Annotated in this window: 13 protein-coding genes, 2 pseudogenes and 2 CRISPR repeat arrays; of the genes and pseudogenes, 2 read left to right on the top strand and 13 right to left on the bottom strand. The window is 43.3% G+C overall.

Annotated features, from left to right (window positions below; genetic code table 11):
* Positions 1-42: 42 nt before the first annotated feature.
* Positions 43-341: a CRISPR direct-repeat array (repeat unit 32 nt; unit sequence GTCGCACTCTACGTGAGTGCGTGGATTGAAAT).
* A gap of 95 nt (positions 342-436) precedes the next feature.
* A CRISPR array of direct repeats spans positions 437-1,464; the repeat unit is 32 nt; unit sequence GTCGCACTCTACGTGAGTGCGTGGATTGAAAT.
* Between the two features lie 389 nt (positions 1,465-1,853).
* Entirely contained in the window at positions 1,854-2,327 is a 474-nt protein-coding gene (locus FCN15_RS18535; protein WP_138496533.1) for a hypothetical protein, read from the top strand.
* A 129-nt stretch (positions 2,328-2,456) separates the two neighbouring features.
* A complete protein-coding gene (locus FCN15_RS18530; RefSeq protein ID WP_162515405.1) occupies positions 2,457-3,161 on the top strand; it encodes a hypothetical protein in 705 nt (234 codons plus the stop codon).
* A 485-nt stretch (positions 3,162-3,646) separates the two neighbouring features.
* Here FCN15_RS18530 and FCN15_RS18525 read toward each other — a convergent pair.
* From FCN15_RS18525 to FCN15_RS18465, 13 genes and pseudogenes are all read right to left on the bottom strand, one after another.
* Positions 3,647-4,766, bottom strand: a pseudogene (locus tag FCN15_RS18525) (IS3 family transposase).
* A 473-nt stretch (positions 4,767-5,239) separates the two neighbouring features.
* Positions 5,240-5,329, bottom strand: a pseudogene (locus FCN15_RS19570) (RNA polymerase subunit sigma-70); the annotation flags it as partial.
* A complete protein-coding gene (locus FCN15_RS18515) occupies positions 5,326-5,577 on the bottom strand; it encodes an HPr family phosphocarrier protein (protein ID WP_138496529.1) in 252 nt (83 codons plus the stop codon). The pseudogene FCN15_RS19570 and the gene FCN15_RS18515, both read right to left, overlap by 4 nt.
* 59 nt (positions 5,578-5,636) lie before the next feature.
* Positions 5,637-6,698 (bottom strand): nitroreductase family protein, encoded by a 1,062-nt coding sequence (locus FCN15_RS19675; RefSeq protein ID WP_162515404.1) that lies wholly within the window; start codon positions 6,696-6,698, stop codon positions 5,637-5,639.
* 77 nt (positions 6,699-6,775) lie between these two features.
* Positions 6,776-7,927, bottom strand: a complete 1,152-nt coding sequence (locus tag FCN15_RS18505; protein ID WP_138496525.1) for a helix-turn-helix domain-containing protein — start codon at positions 7,925-7,927, stop codon at positions 6,776-6,778.
* Between the two features lie 2 nt (positions 7,928-7,929).
* Positions 7,930-8,724 (bottom strand): ABC transporter ATP-binding protein, encoded by a 795-nt coding sequence (locus FCN15_RS18500; protein ID WP_238996750.1) that lies wholly within the window; start codon positions 8,722-8,724, stop codon positions 7,930-7,932.
* A 66-nt stretch (positions 8,725-8,790) separates the two neighbouring features.
* On the bottom strand, positions 8,791-9,771 hold the full coding sequence (locus FCN15_RS18495; RefSeq protein ID WP_138496522.1) for an ABC transporter substrate-binding protein: 981 nt from the start codon (positions 9,769-9,771) through the stop codon (positions 8,791-8,793).
* A 20-nt stretch (positions 9,772-9,791) separates the two neighbouring features.
* On the bottom strand, positions 9,792-10,823 hold the full coding sequence (locus FCN15_RS18490) for a FecCD family ABC transporter permease (RefSeq protein ID WP_138496520.1): 1,032 nt from the start codon (positions 10,821-10,823) through the stop codon (positions 9,792-9,794).
* Positions 10,820-11,866, bottom strand: coding sequence for a FecCD family ABC transporter permease (locus tag FCN15_RS18485; protein ID WP_138496518.1), 1,047 nt, complete (start codon positions 11,864-11,866; stop codon positions 10,820-10,822). The genes FCN15_RS18490 and FCN15_RS18485 overlap by 4 nt, the downstream gene beginning before the upstream one ends.
* 399 nt (positions 11,867-12,265) lie before the next feature.
* A complete protein-coding gene (locus FCN15_RS18480; protein WP_138496516.1) occupies positions 12,266-12,775 on the bottom strand; it encodes a DUF2798 domain-containing protein in 510 nt (169 codons plus the stop codon).
* Between the two features lie 113 nt (positions 12,776-12,888).
* Complete coding sequence (locus FCN15_RS18475; protein ID WP_138496514.1) at positions 12,889-13,191, bottom strand: PTS lactose/cellobiose transporter subunit IIA; 303 nt, start codon at positions 13,189-13,191, stop codon at positions 12,889-12,891.
* A gap of 35 nt (positions 13,192-13,226) precedes the next feature.
* Positions 13,227-13,535, bottom strand: coding sequence for a PTS sugar transporter subunit IIB (locus FCN15_RS18470; protein ID WP_138496512.1), 309 nt, complete (start codon positions 13,533-13,535; stop codon positions 13,227-13,229).
* A 45-nt stretch (positions 13,536-13,580) separates the two neighbouring features.
* Complete coding sequence (locus FCN15_RS18465) at positions 13,581-14,834, bottom strand: neutral/alkaline non-lysosomal ceramidase N-terminal domain-containing protein (RefSeq protein ID WP_138496511.1); 1,254 nt, start codon at positions 14,832-14,834, stop codon at positions 13,581-13,583.
* Positions 14,835-14,868 lie beyond the last annotated feature (34 nt).

Raw genomic sequence — 14,868 nt, 5'->3', positions numbered from 1 at the left:
TTGAAATAAAATGATTATCTTACCTTTAACGGAACTGTGATCGTCGCACTCTACGTGAGTGCGTGGATTGAAATCAATTTTCGTAACCGTTGTAATCACCACTTTCTTCGTCGCACTCTACGTGAGTGCGTGGATTGAAATAGTTGTATCAACAAGAACACCCGCAGTCATGGTCTTGTCGCACTCTACGTGAGTGCGTGGATTGAAATCACGTTAACCGGGACAAACGAACGGTTACAGCGCGTCGCACTCTACGTGAGTGCGTGGATTGAAATAGATGTGCATCAACATTATTGCGACCGAGATCAGGTCGCACTCTACGTGAGTGCGTGGATTGAAATGCTAGTTTCGGTATAGGAGGGAGATTGAATCCGGTCGCACTCTACGTGACGTGGATTGAAATTAAAGCCTCCAAATAGCGAAGGTTCCCCTTGCTCGTCGCACTCTACGTGAGTGCGTGGATTGAAATTTGGGTCAGAGTCACTTGTTTGGGCTTCCCGCCGGTCGCACTCTACGTGAGTGCGTGGATTGAAATAGGATCCTGTATGGCATCGTAGCTTTCACCTTTAGTCGCACTCTACGTGAGTGCGTGGATTGAAATATTTTTTTGGGCTGGGCCATCTGGGCCAGCACTTTAGTCGCACTCTACGTGAGTGCGTGGATTGAAATAATTGTTCCCATTAATTCATCTATTACGTATTCAGTCGCACTCTACGTGAGTGCGTGGATTGAAATAAAAATAAAGAGCAATTCCTCGCGACTCGAACTAAGTCGCACTCTACGTGAGTGCGTGGATTGAAATGATTTGAGTCCAGGAGAAGCCGAACATTTCACCGTCGCACTCTACGTGAGTGCGTGGATTGAAATTGAAGATTGAGCCTGATGTGAGCTATGACTGGTGTCGCACTCTACGTGAGTGCGTGGATTGAAATACCATTTCAGCAGTCCCGACCTTGCCGTTTCTGTTCTGTCGCACTCTACGTGAGTGCGTGGATTGAAATGACCAGACGCGTCAGGTCACCCATGGTCGCTTGAGTCGCACTCTACGTGAGTGCGTGGATTGAAATCCAAAAAGCTGCTCCATCGCGGTGACTACGGATGTCGCACTCTACGTGAGTGCGTGGATTGAAATACCGGTTACCTGCCGGATGTTAACGATGGCATCTGGTCGCACTCTACGTGAGTGCGTGGATTGAAATGCACACATGTCCGAAGAGATGGCGGCGGCAACCTGTCGCACTCTACGTGAGTGCGTGGATTGAAATGAGCAGATTAACGGTGGACTCGAAGAGACCTGCGTCGCACTCTACGTGAGTGCGTGGATTGAAATCTGCTAATGTGGCTGGTTGGGTTGTCGCGAAGGTCGTCGCACTCTACGTGAGTGCGTGGATTGAAATACTGCTCAAGGCGCGCGGCTGGGGCGTTGACCGGCGTCGCACTCTACGTGAGTGCGTGGATTGAAATCAAAGCTTGATTTCCGATTCGTTCGGCGCGGTATCCACAAAGATCTGCTCATTAAGGAAAAGTGCATATGAAGGCTAATCAAAGAGGCTGTGGACTCAAAAACCGGAGGGATTTCTTTTTGTTTAAGTCCTTCTCTGCAGAATAGTAAACAAAAATTCGTTGAATCAACGGCTATAACTTATAACTATGATACTGTTCAAGTGCTGTCTGAAGTGATAAGCTCTATGGTCCTCCCTTAGTTTTTTTCTTAGTCTACAACATCTTTCCTCGTCTAACACTCTTTTTAAAATAAATCCCCAAATAATACAACAATTTACATAAAATTTTATATATTGTAAGGTTAGTTTAAATAAATGGTAGACTATTCCACAAGGGAGAGGTGTAAAGTTGTGAGTCATAAGAAAAAGTTTATTGCCTTCTTTATGATTGCTGTAATCTCAGTCTTCTCTGTTAGTCCAAGTCTAAGTGCTCATGAAATGTATTATTCCGGATCAGCCCCTAATTGGACAGCGATCCCTATTAAATGGAATAATTTAAGTAACGGGAAACCTTATCTTAAGGTGAATGGGGATTATTTAAACTCCGATTATACAAGCGCTTTCACTACAGCTGCTACTCTATGGTCAACATATTCTCAGAAAGTTGTAATAGACAAAGTGGGTTATGGTTCCTCAAACGTCGATGTAGCAACAGGAACAAAAACATATTGGTCAGATAGATTTGGTTTGAGTGGGGCTGGGATACTTGCGATTACAGATTTGAAGACAACAGACGGGATTGTATTAACCTCATCTAATGTGCAACAGTCTTCGAAAAAGGTTTCGTCAGCTCAAACCCTGGTAATCACAAGGTTGCTACTATAGTCCATGAAATGGGTCATGCCCTAGGCCTCGGTCATCCCAACGCTAATTACTATCCTACTAGTGAAGAGTCAATCATGAGAACAGGTGGCGTATATGAAGGTTATTATGTTCCTAGACAACATGATCTGAATGACATCAATAACAAATACTGAAATGGAGGGGAAAATGTTGAGAAAAATCTCTTTAACAATACTGTTATTCAGTTTAGTTTTAGTTGCCATGGGTTGCTCAAGTAACAAACCAGCCGCCTTGAGTCTTTCCGATGAAAGAATTACTGAACTTCGTAAAGAATACCCGCTTTCAGAAGGCAATGCTAGTTTAGCACAAACCGTTGACGTTCCCTTTGATCAAATATTAGGAATGTCAGACGCGGTAATTATTGCTGAAGTCGTTAAGCAAAACCCTAATTTCACGTCTTCCTTAACAGCAGAACCAGGAACACCAGAGGGGGATGCTGCCGAAAAAGATAAAACACAAGGTATAGAACCTTATAAACCGACTTTTGTTTCGTATGAAGTTAAAGTAGACGAAGTTATCGTAGGGGAAGAGGTTCCGAATTCCGTTAACTTGTTCTATAATGCTGATTTTGTGGGAATTGAACCAGATTTGAAACCAGGAATGAAAATTGTTGCTTCCATAAAAAAAGGAACAGCGCCAGAACAACAAGGAAGTTATTCTTTCACTAGGTATGCCACCTATTACGTTGTTGATGATGATTATGTTTTATCTGCTTATCAAGGAAAGACTGGAGAAGCAAAAATATTCACAAACCAAACAGATGGGAAAACGCTAGATAATTTAGTAGAGCAAATTAAAGAACTTTGGTCTAATTAGGTTATTGATAAGAGAAGGATTAAAAAAACTTAGCGGCTATTCTATTTTCAATACAGATCTTGTAAGACATTATGGGAAAATATCTCCTTATACCCGAATGTAGCAAAGTTTATCGGTGTGTGATAGACACGCAGAAGTCGGTATGCTACGAGACCTAAAACCATATTTAAATCTTGAAGAGAGTTTCCGGAGGTTCCGGGAACTCTCTTTTAAGGTTATATATTTTAATTTCAACTCTCCCGCGACCTAGGGGAGACCAAGGGTCATGTAGAGAAATATATCAATCTATTAAAATTATGCATAACGCAAGTTAGACGAAATCATAATGTCAGAGGACAGGAACATAATAAAAATCCGCGTCTGGCGCGGATTTTCGTTTCGTTTTATAAGGTCAAGTTTCGTCCTTTCCACAGGACAAAAATTGACTTCAAGTGGTGACCAGTACTGATAGTTGAAAAGAGGAGAGTTGGATTGTCAACAGTAAATCAGACAGCTTTTTTAAGGGCTGCTTGGCGATACTGAACAGGTGTCATGTATCCCAGAGATCCATGAATTCGATGCTTGTTAAACCAGTTGACGTAGTCGTATAGTCCCAACTGCAGGTGATCAAGGCTTTGGAACTCCATCTGATGAATGAACTCCGTTTTCATAACCTTGTAGGAGCCTCTGCCACCGCGTTGTCATAAGGACAGCCTTTCGCGCTTAACGACCGACCGATCTTAAAGGTTTCCAGAAGCTCGTCCATCTTCTGGTTTTTAAACTCACTGCCACGATCCGTATGAAACCACTGGATTTGGCTCAGGTCGCCTTCTACCGTAGCAAAGGCGCGTGAAACCAGAGCAGCGTCCTTATGTGGACCTGCACTATGGCCAATGATCTCTCGATTAAATAGGTCAATGAGGACACAAACGTAGTGCCAGCGGTGCTGGACCTTCACATACGTCAGATCGCTAACGACGAAGCGCTTAGCTTCAGCCTGATCAAACTCACGATCTAACACATTCGTCGTTGCAGCCTCATTACAGGCCGTTTTGTGGGGCTTAAACTGGGCAATGGTGTAGGTGGAAACAAGGCCCTGCTGGCGCATGATTCGGCCAATACGGCGTCTGGACACGTTGATTCCTTGTTCCTGGAGCTTGGCTTTGATCTTTCGTGTACCGTAGGCTTTTCGGTTTTTATGGAAGATCTCCACAATAGCTTCCGTGAACTCGTCTTCGTTCGGTTGTTCTTTCGCTTCATAGTAAAAGGTACTTCTTGCGATTTGCAGGACGTCACACATTGCTGATACCGAGTATTTATCACGATTGCTTTGGATAATAGCTACTTTCGTCCCATGATCAGCGCGGCTTGCTTTAAAATATCGATCTCCATCTTCAAACGCTGGTTCTCTTTTCGCAAGGCCACCAGCTCGTTTTCCTCTGAAGAACGATTGTCTTTCTCCTTGAAGGAACCTGACGTCTGAGCTTGCTTGATCCAACGATCTAAAGCTGAAGCTGTGAGGCCGTATTCCTCCACAATTGCTGCTCTGGATTTCCCGTTCTCATAGAGCCCAACCATTTGCTTCTTAAATTCAGAGGTGAAGGTTCGCCGTTGTTGTTTTGGCATTGTAGAGATCCGCTCCTTAGCATGATAGGTTTATTCTACAAGCCCTTATTTTTTCTGTCCAACTAAGTGTAGACGATTCAGTGGATTGAAATATGAGCAGATACATCCATACGGCTAGGTAGTCAGCGTCGCACTCTACGTGAGTGCGTGGATTGAAATCCACGGCCTGATGCGCTGGTCGAGGGGCGGCCGGTCGCACTCTACGTGAGTGCGTGGATTGAAATGAGCTTCCGGCTACCGAAGATCTTTGTCGGCGAGGTCGCACTCTACGTGCGTCGAATATAAAAAGATCGCAGACCAGCCTGCGATCTTTCTGATAAGATGGCTCAAAGTAAGGATTGGGTAGCCGGACCCTCCTTAACTTCTTCTTATAAAACTAATGATACAGCTTCATGAGCGCCCTTTTTCGCAATCCGTAAAACATGACTCCGACTTATTCTAAGCTCCTAGATGATCTCTCGCTGGGTCTGCTGCATCAGGATTTCGGGTTTAATACAAGGCGCGGCAAACATGGCCAGCTTAGTCCCTTTGCCGAACCGGTAGCTCTCTATCGCTTTAATCAAGATGACTCCAAAATTTGGCCAATGGCAGTCACAATTTCTTGGGCTTGCTGCCCCTCCGCTATAACTGTCACTGGTTCTCCGCAACGAACTCCCAGTTTCAAAAGACTCATCATACTTAGTGGATTGGCCGATTGATCACCTTTGATGATTTGAACAGAGCATGATGCTTGCCTGCATATTTCAATAATACGGCTGGCAGGACGAAAATGCAGCCCCTCCACATTTGCTAAGATAAAGATTTGTTGCATCCGATCGCCTCCTAAAATTGAAAATGAGTGAAGCTTATTCTTCACTCATTTGATGTCAATCATAGTACTCTCGTCTCTCGATGGATTTCCTCAAATTTGCGCAAGAAATCCTCTTTCGAATCTGAGGCCATGATCTTATCAACCTGAACTTTATCTTCAAACATGGTGGCAGCCTGCCTAAGTACGTCTAAATGAAACATTCTTTCTGCCGCTATGGCTATCATGAGATAGACGCGTTCACCATTTTCATAATCGATGCCTTCAGGAAAATGTAACACGGCTACTCCCGATTGGACCACAGACTCCTTGGCCTGTTTAGAGCCATGGGGTGTACAAATTCCGTTCCCCAAGTAGGTGGACTTCGTCAATTCTTTTTCATGCATGCTTTCAATATAGGATTCTCCGACATAGCCGAGCTCAACCAGTTTCTCCCCTGCAAGCTGAATTGCTTCAGCTTTCGACGTGGAAGGCAGATTCATAAACAGATTTTCTCCCGATAAGGGAATGTGAAATTCTTCTTCCGTAAGCATACTGTTCGCATCAGAAATCACTGTTAGCCGTTCGGCAGCAGAGGTTCGTTGTTGAGCCTTTGGAACAGCCTCCGGATAACCAATCTGCAGCATGCCAACGATCTTCTCACCTGGCTGTACTCCTATTGCCTGGCGAACTTGCGGTGAATAAATGAAATCATCCGTTTTCCAGATTACGCCTAACCCTCTTTCCCATGCAGCCAACTGAAAGTTCTGAATCATCGCGCTTACCGCGGCAAAATCTTCTTCCCATACTTTTGGCCGAGGATCTTCGGGCATAATTACAAGCAAATAGGCAGGAATGGCAAGTAAATACTCAATCTTTGCTCTTTTCATGGGTTTGCCCATCTTGTTTGATTCTGCTTCTCTTTTCAGCAACTGAATCAAAGTCTTCCGTCCATCTTCTACATAAGCAATAAACCGCCATGGTTCACGTATTTTATGATTAGGAGCCCATACTGCAATATCAAGCAGCTCTTCGATAACCTCGAGGGAAACCGGCTTATTTTTAAAATTTTTGATCGATCGTCTCTCTTTAATCGCCTGTGCCACTGGATATTGAGGTAGAGGTTGAAGCTGCACATCTGTCATTGGTATTCTCCTTTTTGATGTCTGAATTTTATTAATTTCATCATAGTGTGCAGAGGTGCCTATACCCATGGATTATCCTAAAAACTTACTTGACGATTCTCATTCTTTTCATTGACATGATAGGAAAGCAACCATTCATATTCCAAAACTTCCAATTTTAAAATTGGCAATAATTGTTGGACCCCGCCCGCCATACTTGTGTTTGATAAAATATATACAGGGGCAATGCGGCTTAATTCTTGCCGGTGAGCTGCATACTCAGGGGGAATGAGTATATAATCAAGATTTTTATCTTCAATTTCCTGTGATATTGGAGCGGAATAAGGTGAGGCCCCCTCACAATTTAAAAGTAAAGGTTTGATCCCGATGCATTGAACAATGTCCTTCAGCTTAGGGGTTACAACCAATACTTTTTTTCGTGCTTTTTTTATAAATTCTGCAGGAGAAACTCCCAGCTTTTTCTTAAATACCCGACTAAAGTAATATTCATCCTCATAACCTACGTTGTGTGCAATTTCGGATATTTTTAATGAACTGCCGGTAAGCATTTCAAGAGATTTACGCAGGCGCTGCTCAGTATGATACTGCCCAGGACTTGTCCCATACTCATGCTTGAAACGTTTGAAAAATTCAGAAATATTTAGCCCTGCTTTATTTGCCAACTCTTCCATTATGAATTTCTCTTTCACATGCTCCCTTAGCATTTCAGCAATATGATAAAGAGGCATATCTTCATTTGCACGCTGTTTTTTTGTTGATTTCTCCATATACTCCCACATTTGATAAAACAAAGCTCGATCACGAGTGCTTTCCATCGGAAAGTTGCGATATTCCAGCTTTAAACAGAGTTTCTCCATCAAATGCTGTGTAATAGTAGGAGACGAAGAGTGCAGACGCCCCCAAAATGGAAGTTTGTAGAAATGCATCTTCCAAGCGCCTTCTCGTCGGTTAATTCGGACGCAGTCAAATTCAATTTTACGAATAATTAAGCAGCCGGCTCTTGAAGAAGTCAGTTTAATTCTTTCCTCCTTTGGATAAAAGAAAAAGTCACCTGCATTCAGTTTATGCTCTCCTAATACATCCTGAAGTGTTCCTTCACCTTCTGCGAGATACAGTAAGGTATTTCTGTTTGTATACCATTCATGAAAATGATGAGCATCCAATTTTAGGGTGCTGTAATGCTCCAATTCAAACCATAGCTGCGGGAGATCGCCGCTGAACGGCTTCATGGCTACACCTCCGGTATATAAGGCAAGCAGATCGGCTGGCCAGTTCTAGGATCTAGCAATATATCGGAATGGATCCCAAATACTTCGAAAAGGTTCTCCTGTTTCATCACTTCCCGCGGCGTGCCGTTGTAGAAAATCCTGCCCTTCTTTATAGCCACCATGTAGTCTGCATATTGACTAGCATGGTTCAAGTCATGGACAACCATTACAATTGTTCGTCCTTCCTGTTTGTTTAGCCTCTTCAATAAGGAGAGCACTTCGTATTGGTGAGCTATGTCGAGGTAAGTAGTCGGTTCGTCCAGCAGCAGTATCTCCGTTTCCTGGGCAAGCGCCATAGCAATCCATACTCGCTGCTTTTGCCCTCCTGACAATTGATCCACAGAGCATCTGGCAAACGGCAGCATATTAGTAACTTCAAGAGCCTGCTGAATCACCTCTTTATCCAGCTTAGATAATGTTGCAAAGCCGGTCAGATGCGGACTCCGGCCATAGCTGACAAGTTCGGCAACAGTCAATCCTTCGGGCGCAGACGGATTTTGCGGAAGAATAGCCAAATGCTTAGCAATTTCTTTCGTTTTTAGCGAATGAATGGCCTGTCCGTTCAAATAGACGCTCCCCTTCTTGGGTTGTAAAATTCGTGCAATAGCTTTTAGTATCGTTGATTTTCCGCATCCGTTTGCTCCAACCAAAGCTGTGATTTTACCTTTCGGAATAATTAGCTGGAGATCATCAACAATTAAGTTCTCTTCATAACCGATGTCCAAATGATCCGTTTCAATAATGTTAAGATCGGGCACAAATCTTGCCTCCTTTATCAAGTGCAGAAAGTACCACTGCCAACAGTCAGTGGTACAAGGCATTACTTAACCGCCTATAATCTCTTTAGCTAATTTAAGAATTTCAAATTGTGCGGAGAAGACTGGTTCGATCAACAATTTATCTACAGTGTGTACATTGCCATTTTTCACAGCTGAAAGTGATTTCCACACAGGATTTTCTTCCCACATATTAATTAATCCATTGGGTTTCTTGGGATCGGATTCACGAATGGATTCCGCAATAATGATATGGTCGGGGTTAGCTGCACTTATGCCTTCAATGGTTAATTGCCCGCCTGCTTCCATACCTTTAACCGGTTTAAACCCTAATTCATTAAATAGTAATCCAAACTCTTCCGTACTTAGAGCGGTAAAATCTTTTCCGTTGGCTCGCAAGACTAGAACAGTTTCTTCAAAATCAGAAGGCATCTCTGCTTTAACCGTCTCAACTTGTTGATCATAATCTTCAATAATTGCCTCTGCTTGTTGTTCTTCTCCGAGCAGTTCTCCCAGCTGGCGGATTCGTGTCCGATAATCAGCTCCACCTGCTACTACAGCATAGGGTGCAATGTCCTTTAAACTATCCAGCTCACGAACCTTATCAGATGTAAATATCAATAAATCAACATCCATATCTAGCAATGTCTCCAAGTTCATTCGGTTCCCCATATTGATAATATCCTTCCCCTCAATATAAGGGGCAAAGAGAGCAGAATCAGCTACTTCATCCAATCCTTCGCTTCCTAACGGGGAATGGCCCAGCAAGGACAAAATATCAATGATATCTTCGTCAATACTGATTATTTTTTCTGGACGGGAATCGAGCGTGATTACTCCGTCTTCATGCTTAACGGTTCGTGGATAACCTGCCTGTTGTTCAGTCACTTCATTATTTGCCTGCAAACCTGACTCGGCTTTAGCCACTGATTCTGTGCTTGCTGTTTCATTTGAGATATTACAAGCCGAAAGCAATAATACAAAAGCAAGAGCCGTAAATAAATGCACTGTTCTAATTTGTTTATACATAATAAAAAGCTCCTCTATACTTATCTGGATTTTAAAAGCAGGTACAAGAAATATGGCGCCCCCAGCATAGAAATCACCACACCGGCTGGCAGCTCTGTATTTTTGAGAATACTGCGGGCAACCGTATCCCCTGCGATGACTAAGATAGCTCCGAGCAAAGCTGCAGCTGGCAGCATAAACTGGTGTTTAGGTCCAACTAATTTTCGGGCCATATGCGGTCCCATTAGTCCTACAAAACCAATTCCTCCGCCGATAGCCGACGATGACGCTGCCAGCGCTAACGCGGCCAGTAATAAATAAAATCTCTCCTTCTCCACTGAATAGCCTAATGAAACTCCAGCCGACTCATTCAGATGAAGAATATTCAAGATATGAGATTTGTAAATAACAAAGGGAAGCACACCAAGTATCCAGGGAAGTAACGACAAAACAAAGTCCCAGTCACCGCCATACAAGCTTCCAAGACTGAATTCATACACCATGTCATATTCCATCGGATTAAGCTTTAAGGTAAGAATGGCGGATATAGCTGATAATGCTGCTGCTACAGCAATCCCGATTAGCAGCATTCTGCTCGGATGAAGGCCGCGGCCTTTCTTATAAGACATCGCAAAAATGATGGCAGCGGTGCAGCAGGAACCGAGCAGAGCTCCAGCAGGTAACAGAAAGGGGTTCGCAAAAATGGAAGCCGGGGCCGTAATAACTATAAGAAGTACTACCAGATTTGCACCTGAGTTAATGCCCAATATTCCCGGGTCTGCTAATGCATTCTTTGAAATCCCCTGTAATACCGCACCTGAAACAGCCAATCCAGCCCCAACCAATATGGCGATAATCATCCTGGGTAAACGTAATCGAAACAATACAGTCTGCTGCTTCTGGCTGCCTTCGCCAGTCAGCACAGCCCAAACTTGTTCGGGGGTTAGTCGCATAGTCCCCGTATTCAGGCTGATCAAAAAGATAACCGCCAGGATGAGTGAAAGCATAACAACGATCTTGAAAGTCCTTTTTTGACGAACATTGTGTATTTCTGCAAAGGTGTGCTCAATCATAAAAGTGGTTTGGTCTCCTTCCGCGCAAGATACAGGAAAAATGGAACTCCGATTACGGCCATAATCGAACCCAGCGGTGTTTCATAAGGCATATTAATGAGTTTGGCTCCAATATCTGCAAATACGACAATTACAGCTCCCAGCATTGCCGAGCAGGGAATAATTAGGCGATAGTCTTCCCCAACCAGAAATCGTACTATATGAGGAATGATAAGTCCTATAAACCCTACCCCGCCGACTGCAGGCACGGATGCACCTACCAGCAGCAGCACGGTAATACCGGAAATCAGCTTGATCGATGATGTATGCTGACCAAGCCCCGTAGCCACTTCTTCTCCCAAACTTAAAATCGTCAGTTTTGGGGATAAAATTATTGCGCTTATTAAGCCTGTAATAACCCAAGGACTAATCATCTTTACCTGTACCCACTCCGCTGCCGAAATTCCTCCTGCCGACCAAAAAGCCAGCTCATAGGTGGTTCCGGTTAACAAGGAAATAATCTGGGTCATACCTTTCATCAGCGTTCCTATGACCGCACCAGCCAAAATCAGCCGAAGCGGAGTCAAGGCTCCTCTAACGGCGTAGGCCAAACCATAGATCAACGCTACCCCCAGGCCTGCTCCCAGGAACGAGAAATAAATCAAGCTTCCAAAGGATAGACTTGGAAAGAAAGCAATGACTATCGCCAGAACCAGACCCGAGCCTGCATTGATTCCCAGTAATCCCGTATCCGCCAAAGGATTTCTGGTCACTCCTTGCATCATAGCCCCCGCTACAGCAAAACTCGCTCCGATCAATGCTCCAGTTAATGCTCTAGGCAAACGAAGATTCACAACAATCTGATGTGTTTCAAGCTCCGCATTAAAGTGAAAACAAGCCTCCCATACGGTTGAAAGAGAAATATCAGCTGTGCCAGAGATCACAGAAAGCGCGAGCCCAAACAGCAGGCAAATCACGCCTCCGAGCAAAATGATTAACATAATGAGAGGACTTTTCCCTACAATCTCTTTTGGATCTGCACGGTCAGTCTCCACTTTAATCATGGTATGTATGTTCACAAAACCACCAGCCAGCCCTATTTATTTGTGATAATGAAAATCATTATCATCTAGCTAAAGTTTAAAATATAGTTTTAGAATTTGTAAATATTTAATTCAGCAAGTGACACAAACCCCTCTTATGTTTGAATTATCACTATCATAAATCCTTGTGTATCAAGGTTTTAACAGCACTTTGCCACTACATTTTTATATTAGAGATATTTACCGCTTCATTTTTATAAAAAAATATATAGAATTCTCCATGTTCTTTTTTGCATCCATTTTATATTATTAATTTTTTGGACTTTTATTTTAATAACTGACATTAGAATAAAAAAATGATCTTTTCCCACTGGAGCATAGGAAAAGATCATTTGCCTGACCATACCGGGTCTATTTACTTCAATTCTCAACTTGCCGCATCTGGGACTTATTAAATACTTTGCCATCCTGAAGCTGTTTCTTAAACAACTGCCTAAAGACCAAACGTACAAACGGACCTACATAGAATATTTGTAAAAACAATGCCGCCGGAAAGTTGACAGCCAGTTTCTCCAGCCAAATCAGCGGTACCTCTGATCCAAACCCATTATGAAGAATGGACACATAAAGGGTCATGATAGGCGCCATCATAGACACCGTAAATCCAGCCATTGCCACAGTAATGAGAAGAGGTTTGTCCTTACCCATCGTAAAATGGCGGGATACCTGCTTCTTCGCCAAGGGACCCGCAATATAACGCTGGGCAATAAACGCGCCAAGCGCTTCCGGCCACATATCACGAATGGCATAGAGAAAAGTAGAATAATGAAGACCTACTTCGACTACCATGTTATAACAAGTCATACAGTAAACCATCGTAACGACCATAATCAGGGTAAAGATTAAGTCTTGAAATTTAGTCTTGGGCATATTTTCCTCCTAAAAAAAGTACAACGAGCAGCGCTGATCAACTGGATTTACGTGATCAACACTACTCGTTGTACTCATAATTGAAATCTTTAATTTAAGATAGCAATAAAACCTTAGGCTGCCGCTAATTTTTCGTACAAATCAACGAACTCCGTAATTAGATCCTTAACAACAATGGTTGTCATCAGATGATCCTGGGCGTGAATCAAAATAACATTAATATCCACACTTTCTTCTCTTGCTTCTGCACGAATCAGCTTCGTTTGAGCATGATGAGCTTCATGAAGCTCCTTCTTCGCCTCTGCCAGCTTCTCTCTGGCTTCATCAAATTTGCCTTCTTTGGCAAGTGTCAGTGCTTCCATAGCAGAGCTTCTAGCGTTCCCTGCATGTAAAATAATTTCAAAGGAAGTTTCCATTTTTTCGTCCTCCTCAATAGGTGAATACTCGTGTTCTACTTCTGATTTACCAATTCAATTGCCTGCTCCAATACGGCCTTGCCGTTCATCGTTCCATAGCTCATAGAATCAATAACAGCAACAGGGACGCCTTTTTCGTCACCGATTTTCTTCATTTGACTCAGCATAAAACGAACCTGTGGTCCAATGAGCAGCACATCGGCTTCACTGATATTCTCGGGAACCACATCGCTTGCAACAGCCCATATCTTCCCTTCCATACCTCTTGCCTTGGCCGCTTCCTCCATTTTGGTAACCAGCATACTCGTAGACATTCCAGCAGAACAAGCCAGCAAAATATTCATAATTTTATTCCTCCTAAAATTACTTGATATATTTTAATTATTATTTTAATGGATACCATACCGGTTTGAGAGCAGCATCGAGGACTGCATCATCTTCTCGACAATCTTCTCCGGCTCCCCTTTAGGGACGGGATTTCCGATAGTTTCAAATGACAGACCGTATTCCTCTCTTGGAAGGAAATAATGATGGAATCCATTAGAGTAACCTGCAATCATACCAAACTCAGGAATTCCTTGCTTTAATTCAATACCGAACCTGGAGCCAAGCTCTCCGGGAAACGTGACTATCTGAACATCTCCAAGATGAATAACAGAAAATTTGATATCTAAATGGTAATCCGGAACTTCAAGTATACTCTTACATTTGTTAATGAGTGCCGATAGAGGCATCTTTGCAACTGTTGAATTGGGATCCAGTTTATCCTCTTCGACCTTTTGAATAAATTTTAAGGCATCCTCATGGACTTCCCTCATGTCATGGTGAATCGTATGGCAGAGAGTTTCATAATGAATATCTCCAAATTTCAGCTCGTTCGTAAGAGGAATCGAAGCAATAGCTTCAGCCAATCCCGTTGAAACTCTTTCCAGCTCTGCAAAATCATCACCTTGACGATCATTCCGGTTACTGCAGTCTGCAGCGGCACCAACAATGAAGGCCGGATAATATCCCCAATATTTACCGAGCTTCTGGCACACTTGCCCTGGAAGGTCGCCGGTTAGTTTATTGTTATTGGGCCCCAAAATGGTGGCATGCACGGCCCAGTTCACCAGACCGCAGATGGGGACACCATCCTTGTTTATGAACTGTACGACACTAACCTCATTATCCGCCAGCTGCCCCGGATGATTTCTGTTGCTGTAGTAGCCGGTAATGATCTGTGAACCCGCTCTGACCGTAGTTTCCGTCAAGCTTCCCAGACATTCCTCATATGATTTCACGACCGTGTCCATCACAAATTCGTAGTACTCTGAATCAAACACACCTGTATGCCAGTGCTTATGATAACTCATGACGGAGGAATGGTTATGTGTGGCACACACCAGTACCAGGTCTCTATTAATGCCGAACTTATCGCTCAACATAGACTTAATTTCCTCTGCCATTTCATCCTCCCATTCCAGAAAATCCGCAGAAAAAATGAAGAGCTGTTCCTGGCCGATTTCAAGCAGCAGGGAATTGCAGTAGATATCGTCGTGTATACCCTCCGCAGGATTTTTACGTTTCTCGCTTCGGTAACCAATCAAATAGAATGTTGTATCTCTAGGCGATAGACAAAATCTTGCATGTCCTACTCTCACAGTATAGCCTCCTATCCTTAAAAAATTCTTAAAC

Source organism: Paenibacillus pinistramenti, assembly GCF_005869875.1.
Taxonomy (GTDB): domain Bacteria; phylum Bacillota; class Bacilli; order Paenibacillales; family Paenibacillaceae; genus Fontibacillus; species Fontibacillus pinistramenti.
Note: the sequence above shows the minus strand (reverse complement) of the source record. Positions and strands in the feature narration are given on the sequence as shown.

Excerpts from the sequence above, each read along its gene's own strand:
- FCN15_RS19675 (WP_162515404.1), bottom strand. The coding sequence starts at position 6,698 with ATGACAGATGTGCAGCTTCAACCTCTACCTCAATATCCAGTGGCACAG.
- FCN15_RS18530 (WP_162515405.1), top strand. The coding sequence starts at position 2,457 with ATGACATCAATAACAAATACTGAAATGGAGGGGAAAATGTTGAGAAAA.
- FCN15_RS18505 (WP_138496525.1), bottom strand. The coding sequence starts at position 7,927 with ATGAAGCCGTTCAGCGGCGATCTCCCGCAGCTATGGTTTGAATTGGAG.
- FCN15_RS18515 (WP_138496529.1), bottom strand. The coding sequence starts at position 5,577 with ATGCAACAAATCTTTATCTTAGCAAATGTGGAGGGGCTGCATTTTCGT.
- FCN15_RS18490 (WP_138496520.1), bottom strand. The coding sequence starts at position 10,823 with ATGATTGAGCACACCTTTGCAGAAATACACAATGTTCGTCAAAAAAGG.
- FCN15_RS18485 (WP_138496518.1), bottom strand. The coding sequence starts at position 11,866 with ATGATTAAAGTGGAGACTGACCGTGCAGATCCAAAAGAGATTGTAGGG.
- FCN15_RS18480 (WP_138496516.1), bottom strand. The coding sequence starts at position 12,775 with ATGCCCAAGACTAAATTTCAAGACTTAATCTTTACCCTGATTATGGTC.
- FCN15_RS18470 (WP_138496512.1), bottom strand. The coding sequence starts at position 13,535 with ATGAATATTTTGCTGGCTTGTTCTGCTGGAATGTCTACGAGTATGCTG.
- FCN15_RS18475 (WP_138496514.1), bottom strand. The coding sequence starts at position 13,191 with ATGGAAACTTCCTTTGAAATTATTTTACATGCAGGGAACGCTAGAAGC.
- FCN15_RS18495 (WP_138496522.1), bottom strand. The coding sequence starts at position 9,771 with ATGTATAAACAAATTAGAACAGTGCATTTATTTACGGCTCTTGCTTTT.